The organism is Teredinibacter franksiae (assembly GCF_014218805.1).
GTDB lineage: Bacteria > Pseudomonadota > Gammaproteobacteria > Pseudomonadales > Cellvibrionaceae > Teredinibacter > Teredinibacter franksiae.
Genome location: NZ_JACJUV010000001.1, coordinates 396954 through 412880 on the forward strand (window position 1 = coordinate 396954; position 15927 = coordinate 412880).

The 15927-nt window shown below is 46.0% G+C and carries 12 protein-coding genes; 7 read left to right on the forward strand and 5 right to left on the reverse strand.

Annotated features, from left to right (window positions below):
* Nucleotides 1–22: 22 nt before the first annotated feature.
* From H5336_RS01695 to H5336_RS01715, 5 genes are all read right to left on the reverse strand, one after another.
* The gene (locus H5336_RS01695; protein WP_185230812.1) at nt 23–1117 is read right to left on the reverse strand and encodes an OmpA family protein; all 1095 of its coding nucleotides are present in this window, start codon (nt 1115–1117) and stop codon (nt 23–25) included.
* 159 nt (nt 1118–1276) lie between these two features.
* Nucleotides 1277–3715, reverse strand: coding sequence for a CHASE2 domain-containing protein (locus H5336_RS01700; protein ID WP_185230814.1), 2439 nt, complete (start codon nt 3713–3715; stop codon nt 1277–1279).
* Nucleotides 3716–3736: 21 nt separating this feature from the next.
* Nucleotides 3737–4870, reverse strand: coding sequence for a FecR family protein (locus tag H5336_RS01705; RefSeq protein ID WP_185230816.1), 1134 nt, complete (start codon nt 4868–4870; stop codon nt 3737–3739).
* Nucleotides 4871–4881: 11 nt separating this feature from the next.
* Nucleotides 4882–5568, reverse strand: coding sequence for a response regulator transcription factor (locus H5336_RS01710; RefSeq protein ID WP_185230819.1), 687 nt, complete (start codon nt 5566–5568; stop codon nt 4882–4884).
* Between the two features lie 750 nt (nt 5569–6318).
* The gene (locus H5336_RS01715; RefSeq protein WP_185230821.1) at nt 6319–8028 is read right to left on the reverse strand and encodes an alkaline phosphatase family protein; all 1710 of its coding nucleotides are present in this window, start codon (nt 8026–8028) and stop codon (nt 6319–6321) included.
* 1358 nt (nt 8029–9386) lie between these two features.
* Between H5336_RS01715 and H5336_RS01720 the strand changes: the two genes are divergently transcribed.
* Genes H5336_RS01720 through H5336_RS01750 form a run of 7 tightly spaced genes read left to right on the forward strand, consistent with a single transcriptional unit; the run spans nt 9387 to nt 15821 of the window.
* Nucleotides 9387–10358, forward strand: a complete 972-nt coding sequence (locus tag H5336_RS01720; protein WP_185230823.1) for an AAA family ATPase — start codon at nt 9387–9389, stop codon at nt 10356–10358.
* Nucleotides 10359–10362: 4 nt separating this feature from the next.
* Nucleotides 10363–11319 carry a DUF58 domain-containing protein gene (locus tag H5336_RS01725; protein ID WP_221627962.1) on the forward strand — a complete coding sequence of 319 codons (957 nt, stop codon included), beginning with the start codon at nt 10363–10365 and terminating at the stop codon, nt 11317–11319.
* Between the two features lie 2 nt (nt 11320–11321).
* Nucleotides 11322–11858, forward strand: a complete 537-nt coding sequence (locus H5336_RS01730; RefSeq protein WP_185230825.1) for a DUF4381 domain-containing protein — start codon at nt 11322–11324, stop codon at nt 11856–11858.
* Complete coding sequence (locus tag H5336_RS01735) at nt 11851–12852, forward strand: VWA domain-containing protein (protein ID WP_185230827.1); 1002 nt, start codon at nt 11851–11853, stop codon at nt 12850–12852. Before H5336_RS01730 ends, H5336_RS01735 begins: the two co-directional genes overlap by 8 nt.
* Nucleotides 12845–13828, forward strand: coding sequence for a vWA domain-containing protein (locus tag H5336_RS01740; RefSeq protein WP_185230829.1), 984 nt, complete (start codon nt 12845–12847; stop codon nt 13826–13828). Before H5336_RS01735 ends, H5336_RS01740 begins: the two co-directional genes overlap by 8 nt.
* Nucleotides 13822–14523, forward strand: coding sequence for a tetratricopeptide repeat protein (locus H5336_RS01745; protein WP_313555761.1), 702 nt, complete (start codon nt 13822–13824; stop codon nt 14521–14523). Before H5336_RS01740 ends, H5336_RS01745 begins: the two co-directional genes overlap by 7 nt.
* Nucleotides 14520–15821, forward strand: a complete 1302-nt coding sequence (locus H5336_RS01750) for a BatD family protein (protein WP_185230833.1) — start codon at nt 14520–14522, stop codon at nt 15819–15821. The genes H5336_RS01745 and H5336_RS01750 overlap by 4 nt, the downstream gene beginning before the upstream one ends.
* The last annotated feature ends 106 nt before the right edge of the window (nt 15822–15927 follow it).

Genomic DNA, 15927 nt, shown 5'->3' on the forward strand with positions numbered 1-15927 from the left:
GCCAGCCCCACTTAACAACACTTTACTTGATTATTTTTTCTACCGTGGCGCTTACAACACCCTCTACGCGGCGATTAGCGACTCGTCCTGCTGCAGTATCATTGCTCGCGACAGGCTGTTCTTCACCATATCCCTTTGCCGTAATTCGGCTGGCATCGATGCTGTATTTATCGACCAGGATATCGGCAACCGCTTGCGCGCGCTTTTGTGACAACTGCTTGTTGTATGTGGCCGCGCCACGGTCATCAGTATGCCCTTTTATTTCAACGTTGGTCAGTGGGAATTCACGCATAAAGGTTGCAAGCTCTTCAACTTGAGCGAATGAATCACTTACAACTGCATCAGAATTATTGGCAAACTGAATGTTCAGTTCAACACGCACATCTTCCTTTAGTACTCTGTAGCAACCATTCTGATCCACCTTAGAACCAGCATCGCTATTGGGGCATTTGTCGGCAGAATCAGCAATACCGTCACCGTCGGTATCGGTTACTTTTATCGGCATGGGTGCGGCCGCAGCGGCGGGTTTTGATACAGGCTTACTCTTGGCTGCCTTTTTACCGAAAACATAATGCACGCCTAAATTAAACGCCGTTTCCATTGTGTCGGTATCCAAGCCTGCAATGGCACGAACATCTGTACGCATAGATAAGGCTTTAGACAACTGGTACTTTAATCCTACACCTGCATTCAATAGTGTTTCATCAACGTCGTTCGGGCCGCCGCTGATCTCATTTTTACCAACACCAAACACGGCATATGGCTGCGCTTTACCGCTTTTTCCAAAGTGGTAGAGGCTATCTAACCGAATCTGGTTCGCGTCAAGATCGCCGCTTGCAATTGGGTTTCCGGGTTCAGAGATGGTATAAGCTAACTCCAGGGCCCAGGGGCTTGCAAACTGATACCCGGCGGCAATACTGGCATCAGCTGCATCTTCTGCACCCTGCCGTGATTCGGAGTGCGTCAGGTATCCCAGCGACGGTGCTAAGGTAAAACCTTCTGTCTGCACATCCCCAGCATTCGCTGAATAACTCGCTACGGTTAAACATGCAGCTAAGCTAACAACTACCGCGCGCTGCAATTTAAATTCTTTAGATTTCTGCCCAAGTACTTTCATTATCTGTTTTCTCCATTTATCCCTGATAATTCGAAAGCCTTCGTGGGCCTCGAAATTCAGGCGTAGTATGGGAAGAAAAACAAATTAGGTGTGTAAAACCGTGTAAAATTTTTAGGGGAACACACTCACATGCAGTGCTTTAGGGTGTCTGAGGTGCCATTACGCCGCTGGAGCAATTAGCGGTAGGGAAACAATAAAAGTACTGCCCAGTGTAGGGTTATTGTATGCGCTAACGGTACCACCGTGCTTGTGCACCACAGTTTCTACAAAATATAAACCTAGGCCTGCACCACCCTCAGCGCTCTTACGCATACCTCGTTTAAAACGCTGGAACAACGTAGCTCTATCCTGCTCACCTATACCCGGCCCTTGGTCACAAACATGAACCTCAACTACGCTATCATGAGTCGCAAGACTTATTTTTATCTTTGTGCAAGCATCACTGTATTTTATAGCATTTGTGACCAAGTTGATTAATGCTCTCTCAATGAGATCCGTATCGGCCAATACCCATATGTCCACATCCTCTCGCTCCACCGTCATCGTTATGTTTTTCTGCTGGGCCAGCGGTACTGCGTAGGCATGCGCTGCGTCAACTACGGCATGCATATCATTAGTGGTATAATTGTCCGCGCTGGCCACTTCCGCGCGACTAAGGTGTAAAAGGCTTTCTGCGTAACTTATATTTCTAATAGCGTACTTTTCTATTTCACCGAGCACCTGGAGTTCCGTTTGGCTATCTCCTGCCATTATTCTTTGCTTTTCTATTAGCGCAATAATTGAAACCATCGGCGAGCGTAAATCATGCGAAATAAAATCCATTGTTTCCATTCGGGAACGTTCACTATTCTTCAGTGTAGTAATATCGGTAAACGTAAATAATAGAATGTTGGTGGTTGCCGAACTAGACTCTTTATTAGAGGAAGGTCTCGATATATCAATATTTTTACCTTGAATGTACAAATCAACACGCTCTACCCTATCACTGCCCCCCTCAGCTATTTCACAATAACCTTCAATATTAATTGGCTTTTTGTTGTCACTCAACGCTGCAACAATATCGCTCCAACTGCACGATTCACCAAGGCAAAGTGAATGACCCAGTTCAGCAACACTAAATGATTCACTCATACCGGGGAAAAGCGATTGCGCAAATTTATTTTTGAGCACAAGCGCACCACTCTTGTTAAATATAACGACCGCTTCCTGCAAGTTTGCCAAGCTTTGTAAAACCAACTGCCTAGCACTTTCCAATCCCCGATTCGCGAGGCGAAACTGTTCAATAGTTTTGGTTACAATCTCCGTACCCTTCAGCTTAGATTCAACACTAAAATGGGTACCAAACAGTATTTTACTAAGCCGTTCACTCGACGGCAGCATGTCGCCCTGTTCATTCTGCACACTAACCAAACCACCACTCTCTTCCTCCTCCTGTATACGGAGCAGTGAGCGGTGTAAAAAACGCAACGCAAACTCTATTTTCACCCAACTCCACAATGGATAAAAAATCAGAAGAAATACCATTACCCCTGAAGGAGGGAACCAGAGATTATGCTTCAACAATAAAAAAGCAGACACGACCACAATCATGGCCGAAGAAAAGAGTGTTAGCAGAAAAAAGTGGGACGGACGTAAAAAGGAAAAAATTGTCAACAATACAAACACCATAAAAAATGTAATGTATGATGCCGTACCAACGCCCAATTCGTGGGATAGCTTATCTCCTCTAATGGCTTGATAAACAAAACTGTTAAGTTTTACCCCCGGCATTCTTCCCGCAGGCGTTACAACCACATCGTGAATACCTGTAGCCGTTGCACCCACGAAAATTATCTTGTTCTTCAGGACCGATGCAGGAACTCTTCGTTTAAGGACATCGCTATAAGATAATATTGGGGTTTCTCCACCCGATATAATTGGCACGAAATTTTTAAAATCGCGATAGATAAGCATCGGAGAATATTTTTCGACCTGCTGGGCTCGCAAACCGGGCAGTGGCGTACCTCCCTCCATTTGCATTTTTTCTTTAGACGCATTTTCAACCACGTTGTGCAGCGCCAAAGCCATATGAGGCCAATGCGGCGAGCCGACACCCTCTTTGAGATAAACACTGCGACAAATGCCGCTCACAGAGCAATCAATATGTGCGTGGCCTATAGCTGCCGTGTGCTTGGCGAAACGCGCTAGGGGCGGGATCTCCACAGATTGCCCCTGATAGCTGAGCGATTCAAAATACACAGGTAAAATAACCTTACCGTTACGCTCAATGGCGTTGGCAAAAGCTATATCATTGGCGGGCTGAAGAAGATCCGCCTCGCCGAAAAGAATATCGAAAACAACAACACGCACGCCCGCATCGGTTAGAACATCCAATAATTCAGCGTGTCGCTTTCTTGGCCAGGGCCAACGCCCCAATTGTGCTGTGCTAAATTCATCTATCGCAATAATTAGCACATCGTCCTGGGAGGGGACTTTGTTATGTGACTGAATGCGGTCAAAAAGGTAATAATCAAGAGAGGAAAACCAACTCCCGCTCACAGCCAATACCGCGACCATGCTCAGTATCAGCGGTAATACAAGATGTACAAGTCGATTCACAATGGGTTACCTAGAATACTTTTAAAGGCCCACAAGTAATAGCACAATAAGAAAGGTCATTACCTCCTTGGTTCTATCCTTTTTCTGTACAGGGGGTTCTTCTGGCCTAGGCTGACCACAGAGTTTTATCTCACCCGGCATCCCCTTAAATAGCTTTTTATCAACCCCACTAACACGAATGCGATAACAGGCCGGTTCATCCATGGGAACAATAACTTCAGAATCTTCGCTTTTGTGAAGCTGAATTAATTTTGCGTCGCTAGAGTCGGCAAGCACTTCTACTACGTAATGCTCGGCGCCGTCTATATTTCCCCAATCAATTTTAAGGGGATAAAACTGCGCGTCCGGCGCAGTTGTAAATGTCGGTTCCGACAATAATTCAAGTGGTTGCCCAACAGGCTTTCCCTGTTCGGCCATTACACCAAAACCCGTTTCAACCGGTACTGCAGCATCATCACCATGACCCACCACAACGATTGACCCTTCATATACAGAGCCGCGCATAACAGGGGCTTCAGTGTCCGAAGTGGTAACACGAAAATCTGTTCCCCGTACCGCTGCAACGGCCGACGGAGATGTAATACTGAACCTTGAGCGCGGCTCTCGAACAGGTACTTTTGCACTACTACTACCCTGTAATAACCGTATTTTGGAATCGACCATTCCGGCTTCGCCATTCTGTGAAAGCGAATCTAGAACAACTTTACTATCGGACTCCAGTACTAAAATAGCACCATCCGCAAACCTTAATGTGGCACTACTATTTTCACCGGTTACAACTACTGCGCCCATACTCAGCGTTTCGCCCGTTACACCTACACGAGCTACTGCATCTGCACTCCCAAACTGACTTAAGACACTAACAGATCCATGAATGTAGACCAATTCCACCGCTGCAGGCTGGTTTTTTAACCAGGCTACAGGAAACTTAATACGGGTTCCTGGAGCAAGAGAACGAGGGTATTCAACATTATTATAAGCGCCAATCTTCTGCCAACAATTTTGTACCGTTGTGTACTCAATGCAAAGCCCCCAAAGGGTATCTCCTGCCCTTACGGTGTATACCCAGTCCTCTGCAGACGACTGAGCTGAATACATAAACGATAACGCAAGAAATACAAACGTACACAATTTGGAATTTTTTATTCCGGGCATAACTTATATCCCTAAGTGTTTATTTTTTCCAGCCGATAGCCATGCTGGTAAATTGTCTTTATTGTATACCCCATTTCAGGGCTAATTTTTAAACTACGGCGCACTCTACTCACGTGCACATCAACTTTTCGAGTATCCAAACCTGTTTCCGTGCCCCATACCGCTTTAAGCAGATATTCCCTAGACAAAATTTTTCCGATATTCCTAAACAAGTGTAAAGCGACAAGGTAATCCTTTCTTGTCACCTTTAAAGTTTCATCGCCAACACATATTGACTCCGCTTTGCAATCTAGCGTTATTGGACCAACTTCAATGACATCACTTACCTGCTTAATACCTGCTCTGCGGCTCAATGCCGCAATACGCGCGAGCAATTCGGCTTGCCTTACAGGTTTTACCAGATAATCATCCGCGCCCTCACGTAATGCTGAAACAATATCTTCTTCAGAATCTCGTTGGGTTGTAAATAAAACGGGGGTTTTAGCCTCAAACTGCTGCCTAAGCGCTTTAAGAATTTCGATTCCCGTTGTGTCCGGTAATTCCCAATCTAAAATGATCAAATCTACAGGTTCAGCAACGAAGTTTTTAAGAAAATCAGCGCCATTGGAAGCATGGACAATTTCATGCCCCTCACTCCCCAACCAGGAAAGAAGTAGTTCAGTTTGGGCAATGTCATCCTCCAAAAAACCAATTTTCATACAACGTATCCCCTAAACTAAACCCTATAACGCCAACCAATTTGCATACGACATTCGACAACAGCCACAGCCACAGCCACAGAGCCAATCCATGCCGCATGGCGTTAAGGCGAGAGATTACTCATGTACCCCCCACATTGGCAAGATCTTTCCGCTGTAAAGACAACCCCCCGTACAACCGATGGGGACGCGCGCTAACCCCAACCCTAAAAATAACCTTGTAGCCCATGACACACATTAATCAATCAAACACCCAGATGCGGTAATAATAATAACCACCCACCCACACGCCTGGATTTTACGGTCTATAAGGCCACCATGCGGCGATTGAGCTATGAAGATTCCTCCCCGGCGAGCGATTACTACACCCATACACCACATTATTCAGTACTGGGCGAGCAAAAACCTTCATCTGCGCAGTTTGCTTGGAGATCATTGGATTTGCAGTTCCACTAAAGGTAGGCCGAGAACAGAGAATAAGGAGCACAGGAACTTTTGAGTTAAAAAGTGCCAGCAATAGATACTATAAATAACGGCTCAGCCGGTATAGCCCGAGATTGATTTTGGCTTCAACCCGAGAATAGAGGTGCCCTTAAGGACACCGCTATCAATTACTTGCGACTACAACATTTGTTGGCGCATTTCCGTTTAATGAGTGCCCCCCAAAAAAGCGACGCTTAGTGCTCACCGAATTTGTAACTAGCCAACAACACCGAAATTAAACCTTCAGCTTGTTTTGTTACTTGACGGTTACTCGACTACCTCCAATAGCACATTCCCGCTTGCGCCTGACGGAGGATTGGCGCCAACAATATTCGACAACGTGGGAGCTACATCAACCGTATGTACTCTGCGTGAAATTGTCCGAGGCTTTAGGTTGTGGCCCGCGAAGATAATCGGCACAAAAGTATCGTATGCCCACGGCGAACCATGCACCACTGCCGCAGAGAGGCCGTCCAAATCGTTAATAAACCAACCCGGGTCAAAAACCACATAAACATTCCCTGAACGCTTTGGATGGTAATTATGGCTCACCGCTCGAGTAATGTAATTGTCCGCTAGAAGTCCGCGCTCCAAAGCCGTGCTGGAAACCGCAGCCGAGACACCCGGTAAACGTATCAACTCTTCTACCACAGCCGTTTCTAACGCCAACAAATCAATTTTTTTGTTGTTGATCACCTCATTACTCAAGTAGACATAGGGATGGTCATAAGCGTCTATAAGCTTTCCAGATATACGAAACTTCTTTTTAATTCTGTCTATAGCGGGCTGCTTATCCCAACTGTCGGGGGACACATAACCGGTCGGTATTCCCATTGAGTTTAGATAACCCGGCGCCTCGGGGCCACCGTGATCAGAGGATAGAACGATTAAGGTGTTGTCCAGCCCAACAGTTTTCTCTACATGCGCAAGCAAGTCTTTAAGGCTACGATCAAGGCGCAAGATATTGTCTTCCGATTCCAGGCTAGAAGGCCCGAAAAAATGCCCAATATAATCAGTTGCCGATAAACTAACACCTAAAAAGTCAGTAATATCATCGCCACCAAGATTTTCAGCATCAATAGTCGCTTTAGCAAACGCCACTGTTAACTCGTCACCGGCAGGGCTTATTGTAAGGTAGGTCGAAAAATACTTATTTTCAGTCGTATCAAACTTATGCGGGAAAGTTCGCCCATACCCAGCCAGATCAACTTCCCACTCTTGATCATCCCTATCGCCAAACAAATAGCTGTCTTTTGGATGCATAAGTTCCCAAGCTTTACCGGAATATTGTTGAGGTAGTTTTTTTGCGTTCCAATCTACCACCCACTGAGGGTACTTTTCATAATAGTAACTACTGGTAACAAATTCATTGCTAGCTTTGGAAAACCAGAAGGCTTTACCGGAATGGCCAGCCATAGACACCGCACCTCTATCTTTAACAGATATACCGAATACTTTTGCTTTTCCCGCTGTTAACGAAGAAAGCTCATCTGAAAACGTAGTGGTCAGAATGGAGACTGGTGATCGCCCATCACTGGATGCCGCTTTTTGGGTTGGGTCAATCTCTGTACTTGCGTCGACATCCGCATTAGCGGTTAGCAGTTTATAGCTTGGGTCTTCAATGTTATAAGCCGTAACACCCGTGGACCGGTCAAACCAGATATTGCCTATCATTCCGTGTGCAGAAGGATGCGCGCCGGTTGCAAGTGTTACATGCCCCACAATAGTTTCGGTGTTCGCATGGGCATGGTGCGCATTTTTGTATACCACACCATTATCCAGTAAATACTTTAGCCCGCCTTCACCCAGCTGACTATAATGGCGAGTGGGCATATCGCCACGAAACTGATCAACCGTTATCTGCAGGATTAATTTAGGTTTATTACCCGCTGAAACCAACCCTGCGAAACAAAGCATTGCTGTTGCAACGATCAATTTAGAGTAATTACTCAAGTTTAGTTTTTGCTTCAACGTCATTATTTATCCTTGAAATTTAGTTGCCTAGAAAAATGTCCGACTTAGCCCACAGCCCCTGTTACATAACAACACATTGAGCATAAAACTAAGCTCCCAGGCTCGATAGAATTAGTCGGAGCGGTGCTATTACGCCCTGTACCCACTTGCTCCCCTACTTATCCACTAGTTTAGATTTTATAACCATCTAATTCTAAACCCCCAACAAAGCTCAGTCACTCCGTAATACCAGCCTTATCACGCCACCAACAACCTCGAATTCGAGTTCATTCCCCTTAAATGGCTTCCCATCTAGATTGAAGGGGTGGCCACCCCATTTGGCAACATAGTTTAATTATTTCGCTCTAAATCGAATGACAAGTTCGCCCGTTTCAGCCCGGTTAAGCGCTTCTTTAATAACCTGGTTAAGCTTATCAACAGGAAACGCTTCCAGTATCATCACATCGAAAAAACCATGCTTATTCTCGCATTAAGAGCGAGTTGTCGACCCCCGCCCGCCCGCCTGCCTGCCTGCCTGCCTGCCTGCCATTACAATCAAAACCGATAATGGTCGCCGCCCATAGGCTCACCTTTTCAGAGCCTATCGCCCCCAAAACCAGCACTAAATATAGCGGTTTCAACGGTTCAACCTTACAACGATATTGCCTGTGGAAAACACCAGAAATGAAATGCGTACATTTCCTGTACAACCCGGTTATACAACACACAAAACCGTCAGCATTATGCCTACCAACGCTTATAGATAACGGCTATCAATAGGGCTCTTGCTTATACCTCAGCATACCTAATTAAAGGCACCCCAATTCATCGGGATTGGACCCCAACTTTACTTCCTATGTTTATGCTCTGCAATTTTAACCGGCATGCTGGTGGGCTGGCGAAACAAAGTATGGATCGCACGCAAAGCCGCACAGGGTGCGACCTAGCATGCCTTACTACGCAATTAGCGCGGCTTCGACAACAACAAGCAGCCCCGAACAAATTCATCCCTAAATCTTATCCGCCATTCTATTCATGCATCTAAGAAGCCAACAATAAAGCAGGTGTTTAGGTTGGCATTACCCATTTTGCTCGGTTAAACTCCTAGCGCCCGTGCATGCTAAATATTGACGATAGGCTACAAAAAAGTAGCCACAAAACCATGGTGGACTTTGTTATGCTTTCGCCACCCGTCAAGAATAAAACTAGAATACGGAAAATTTAGTATTGATCTGGGAATGGAGACAATGACACAAGTCCCTGCGGGGCTGGGAATTAAGGGCACCCCTAATAATTTCCAGCATTAATCTTTAGGGCACTTCTATTAAAAACTTCTGTAAGCCTCCAGGTATTGGGGGCCTATAGCTTACAAAGGTACTTTTATGCCCTCCCCTTCACACCAAGCTATACACACCCTTGCTTCGACAATGGAACAAACCATAATCGGTCAAAGCCACGTCATTGAGACACTTATCATCGCACTTTTGACAAACGGCAATGTATTGCTGGAAGGCTTACCTGGAACCGCAAAAACACGATCGATCAAACAATTATCAAAAACTCTCCAAGCCTCGATGGGCCGCGTACAATTTACACCAGACTTATTACCCTCTGATGTGACGGGAACAGAAATTTATCAAGAGCTGGATGGTAAGCAAATTCTATCTTTTCAGCAGGGCCCCATTTTTAACAACCTCGTATTAGCCGACGAAATTAATCGCGCACCAGCAAAGGTACAAGCCGCCTTACTGGAGGCCATGGAAGAACGCCAGGTTACCGTGGCCGGTAAAACCTATAAGCTCCCCGAGCTTTTTATGGTGTTGGCCACTCAAAATCCAATTGAGCAAGAAGGGACTTACCCTCTACCCGAAGCTCAAATGGATCGCTTTATTATGAAAATAAGAGTTGATTACCCTGAAGACGATGCAGAATTACAAATCATTAATTTAATGCGCGGCGAGGAGAATGTTGCAAATTCAGCAAAAATCGAGGCAATCGATCAAGGCGTCATTTTTTCTGCACGTGAAGAAATTCGCAAAATCGAAGTAAGCCCCGTCATAGACCAATATTTAGTTGCTCTCGTTATGGCCACTCGAGACCCGCAGCGCTATACAGACGCCCCCCTAAAAGACTGGATAAGTGTTGGTGCCAGCCCTCGCGCTAGTATTTCACTCGACCGCTGTGCAAGGGCCCGCGCCTGGCTTCAAGGCAAAAATACCGTTGACCCCGATGACATTCGCGCGGTCGCCCATAGCGTGCTTAGGCACAGGCTAATCCTAACCTACGAAGCACTGTCTGAGCAGATCGACCCGGATCAAGTAATTGACGAAATTTTGAAAAACGTAGCGGTATAACCCGGTGATCCGATTTTCACGAATACGCACTAAAAAACCAGTGGCCACCGACGACAGCCGAATCTATACAAATCTAGATACCCTGTCGCGCATGGAATACCGAGCCAAGGGGTTCAGCTTCAATACTCGCCAACCGGCGCGTAGTATTTTGACCGGGCGCCACGCCTCACGCCTCAGGGGCAGAGGGCTAAACTTCGAAGAATTACGCCATTATCGACCCGGCGATGATATTCGCACCCTGGACTGGAAAGTTACCAACCGAACCGGAAAGCCACACGTACGAATTTACACTGAGGAGCGAGAGAGAAATGTTTTTATTCTCGTAGATCAACGAATTTCTATGTTTTTTGGTACTCAAAGTGCAATGAAGTCTGTAATCGCGGCTGAAATTGCAGCGCTAATTGCCTGGCGGATAACATCATTAAACGACCGTATCGGTGGGGTAGTATTCAATGACTCCGATATCTATACCCATGCACCACAACGGAGCCGTCGGCATATACTGGAAATGCTCCACAAAATTGTCGAGTTTAATCAGAAACTTATAGCCGGCGTGCAAAGCGAAGCCGCAATGCTCGACAAAGCCTTACAGAGGATTTCTAACATTACCAAGCAAGACAGCTTAGTTATTCTCATAAGTGATGGTACTGGCTGGCAAAAAACAACAAGCGATCTGGTGAGAAAGCTTAGTCAACATAATGACCTGATTGCCGTCAATATTGTTGACCCCGGAGAAAAAAATCTGCCCTCGATGGAGCAGCTAATTGTAAGCGACGGTGATCTTCAAATTGCTACTCGAACCAGCACACATACAATACAGCATGCCTTCAAGAAAACCTACGCCGATCGTTTAGGTGAAATGGCGCGCGATCTTAGAAAACACACCATCCCTTTGCTCATAATAGACACACTTTCACCGGCTTCGAAGCAACTCATATCGGCCATGGGAGGGCGAACCTAAAAATGTACACAGTAGTCAATAATGAGCCCCTTTCTTTGCCGTTTTCCGAAGGCTGGGGCAATTACGCCATACGCGGTATTGAAGAAATTCTACTGCCGGAATCAGTATCACTTCTCCCCCAAACAATTGGATGGGCTATATTGCTACTAGCAGCTATTGCGTGGCTTTTTTTGATTGGCTATCGTAAATACCAACACTATCGCGCTAACCTTTATCGCCTCGTGTCACTTAACCAGCTCAAACAAATAAAAAACGCGTACCAGCAGGGTGACACAACATCCGTTCGCGCACTTCCTGCATTACTTAAAGCAACAGCCCTTCAAGTCTACCCACGAACAACAATCGCAGCCCTTACGGGAAACAGCTGGTGTGTTTTTCTCAGTGATACCTACCCGGGGCCACCGTTTGAAACTGAGCCTATAGATATACTGTATAAATGTGGTTTTGCGCCTAAAAGCGAACTGAATAATTTACTGGAAGAAAAAAACTGGAATCAATTCGTTGAATGGATAAAACATCACAGGTGGCCAAATGATTGAGTTTGAGCACCTCTGGGCATTCGCTCTGCTACCCCTACCTCTCATTATGGCGTTTGCTATCCCGCCCTACAAAGAGACAAAGGATTCACTGCAAGTCCCCTATTTTCAGCAGCTTGTAACCATCAGCGGAGCAAAGCCCAGCCGTGGAGCCAGTGTGCTGCAACGGAAATGGTTTCAGGGGCTGGTATTAGTGCTCGCCTGGGTGCTCATTACTACCGCTGCGGCAAAACCCCAATGGGTAAGCGAACCCATAGAAATAAAAAAATCAGCAAGAGATTTAATGCTTGCTGTAGACCTATCAGGCTCTATGGCGGCCGAGGACTTTACAAACTCCGAAGGCCAGCTTATCGATCGTTTAACCGCCGTTAAACAAGTTTTACAACAGTTTATTCCCGCTCGAAAAAGTGATCGTATAGGGTTAATTGTTTTCGGCGATGCGCCCTACCTTCAGGCCCCGTTCACCGATGCCCTCGACACCGTTCAACACTTACTGATTGAGACCGAAGTTGGCATGGCTGGTCAGAGTACCGCCTTTGGCGACGCCATAGGCTTGGCGATCAGTACTTTCCAAGGGTCTGCATCGGAAAACCGTGTATTGATAGTCTTGACGGATGGCAACGATACCGGCTCAAAAGTACCGCCAATGGATGCGGCTCGAGTCGCTAGTGCAAACGGCGTAAGTATTTACCCAATAGCCATGGGCGACCCCACAAGTATTGGCGAAGATGCCGTAGATGTGGACACCCTAAAAGTCATTGCCGAAACAACTGGAGGAAAGTATTTCGAAGCTCTCGACCGAGCATCCCTCGAACAGGCTTACCAAGAAATTGACAAACTGGAACCGGAGCTCTACGAATCCCTCTCTTACCGCCCTAAACGGGATATTTACTACATTCCACTTGCAGCGTTTGCCGCACTATTCTTGCTAACACTACCTGTTTACGCGTTGCTCGGGCAAATACAAAGGCGGCGCAAAAGGTATACGAATGACTGAACTAACACACGCTATTGAGCACTTTCACTTTATAAGGCCTGCCTGGCTGCTCAGTTTAATACCGTTCGCGCTACTGTTTTATTTTCAGGTTAACCGTGTTGACATGCTGCAACAATGGAGAGCCCATGTTGCGCCTCACCTATTACAACACCTCATTGTACAAGGTAGCCAACGTCGGCTTTACAGCCCAATTGGGCTAATGCTTTTTGTTGCCATCCCCCTAGCTATTGCACTGGCTGGGCCAAGCTGGAAGCAAAAGCCATCGCCTTTTGCAACCGACAGAGCCTCTTTAATCGTCGCAATCGACCTCTCCCAGAGCATGGCACAAAGTGACGTACAGCCAAGTCGGTTAATGCGTGTAAAGCAAAAAGTTGGCGATTTATTAGAACAACGAGGGGACGCTTATACCGCGCTCATTGCCTATGCAGGAACTGCTCATACCGTAATCCCTTTGTGCAACGACCGGAATGTTATTGGCCACTACCTTGATGCTTTAGACATTGGTTCCCTACCTCGTGAAGGCAAACGCCCCGAAAATGTTTTCAAACTAATTGATGGACTCGTTAGCCATACGGATGTACCCACAACATTATTATTGATTACCGATGGTATGACCGAAAATTCTCTACCAGCCTTTAAGCATTACTTCGAGAATAGCCAGCATCGCTTATTAGTATGGGGCATAGGCAAAACCCAACAAACCCTCAATGACGAGGCCGTTGAGGGTATTAGCTCAAGCATTATACCGTTACAAAATGCACAACTTGAGGCCCTAGCCGATACAGCTAACGGATACTACCAACCACTAACAACAGACAAAAATGATATCGAGAAGATACTGCGAAAAATCAATAATGCGTTCGCACTAAGCGAAGAAGAAAGTCGACCTTGGCAAGAATCCGGATATGTTCTTATCTGGCCGATGTTAATGATTTTTCTGCTCTGGTTCCGAAAAGGGTGGACACTACAGTGGTAAATTCTAGAATCAAATATACCCAAAAGCTAAAAATTCTAGCCTGGTCACTGACCTTAAGCTTTTTCCTATGGGCGGCACTTAACCCTATTCAGTTTATTTATTTATGGGTTACGCCAGACCAGTATGGCCAAATACTGTTTAACCTGGGCCACTATCAAAAGGCTTCACAACACTTTCAGAGCCCCTATAGACAAGCGGTTGCACTCTACGCCAGTGAAGAGTTTACAGCGTCGGCCACTTTGTTTTCCCAATACGATAATGAGCATGGCCTACTGGCAACCGCTAACTCACTGGCTCACAGCCGTGAATATGTTAAAGCTGTACGCATTTACAAAACTCTTCTCGAACTATACCCAGACAATTCAGCCGCTAAAACAAATATCCCCCTTGTTCAAGCCATAATCGATGCGAACACTCAGCTGTCTGAAAGCCAAGTTGCTGAATCTGGGGATTCAAGCTCCTCCGACGAAACCGGCCCTGAATCATCTGAGGGTGACGAGCGCACAGTGTTTTCACTCACCGAAGAAGCTCAATTGGACGCCGACCAATTGTTACAAGATCCAGCGTTAATGGAAATGTGGATGCGCCAAGTGCAGGTGAACCCAAGCAGATTTTTGCAAATAAAATTTCTAATGCAGCTAGAGCAACAACTGTTAGAACAGCCTATAAACCCCGATTTGGGCGAAAAACAATGAAAAAATTAGTTTTACTGCTGTTCATGCTATTTGGCAATATGGTACACGCAGCCACAATAGAAAAGCTTCTCGCTGACGGCACATTAAAAATAGATTTAACCGCCGAGAAAACGTCAAACTATTATGTCGGCCAGCCCATTGCCCTCTCCGTTAATATACATTTTTATCGTTGGTTCGCGAAAGGCTCCCGACTAAGTTTACCGACGGTCGACAACGCAATTGTGCAACAAGCATCGCAATTCGCAACCAATTATTCAGAAAAAATTAACGGCGACACATGGACAACACAACAATGGCACCTGCGCCTCTACCCGCGTAAACCGGGCCTAATTTCTATCCCTGGCATAGTCGTGCAATTATCACTAAATGATGAAAATGGCATTGTAGAAGGGCAATATGTCACAAACCCCATAAGCTTCAACGTAGCAGACCTGCCCATTAGTGATACGCCGAAAAATTGGATTGCCACCGAAGACTACACACTAACAGCAAGCCTAGAGGGTGTAAAAGATACCTATGCTCCCGGAGACGCGATTATTAGAACTATCCGTCAAACCGCAACCAATACACCCGCCATGATGTTAAGTCCACCAAAAATTGGTGATATAGCAGGGCTCGCGATTTATCGAGAGCAGCCCATAATTAAAGACAACTCTAACAGAGGCGAACTACAGGGGGAGCGGATTGATCGCGTTATATACACCATAGAACGGCCCGGAACTTATCAATTACCTGTCCACAGCTTCTATTGGTGGGACTTCAACAATGAGGTACTCCATGAAGAGACAACTGAAAGCGTAAAAATCTCTGCCGGTCCTACCTCCCCGCTTGCATTCTCTTTGCCCACCAACAAAACGGTTTTAACAAGCACTCTATTATGGCTATCGATACTCGCACTACTTGCCGCGATTTTATATTTTTACATTAATTACATAAAAAATAGAACGAAGCTGGCCCCCAAGGAAGAAACGCTATTTATTAAAGCCATCCACAATCAGGATTATAAACTTGCACTCAACAGCTTATACCGAATCGCCTTCTCCAGAGGTAAGCTAACGCTTGAACAGGCATACGATGCTGATGACCAGTGTGCCAGCATTTGTCGGCGCCTTGTGGTTCTCGCCGCCCACCACCCACATAGCACTGAAGTCGCAGGCACAATTAGCATTAACCAAGCGAAATTATTACTTTCGCGAAAAAACCCTGTAAAATGGCCGCCGAATTGGTATAAAGCAGCTGAAATAACGCTCAACCCTGCTCCCTCCAATAACCGAAATACCCCTTGGGTATCTCAGTAGCTCGAACAGCATAAGTAGCATTACTATTCGGAACAGCGCTAAAGCCTAGCCTTTCCAGTGATAAAACGCCCCATTGTCATTAACCAACATGGGTTAAGCGCACTGT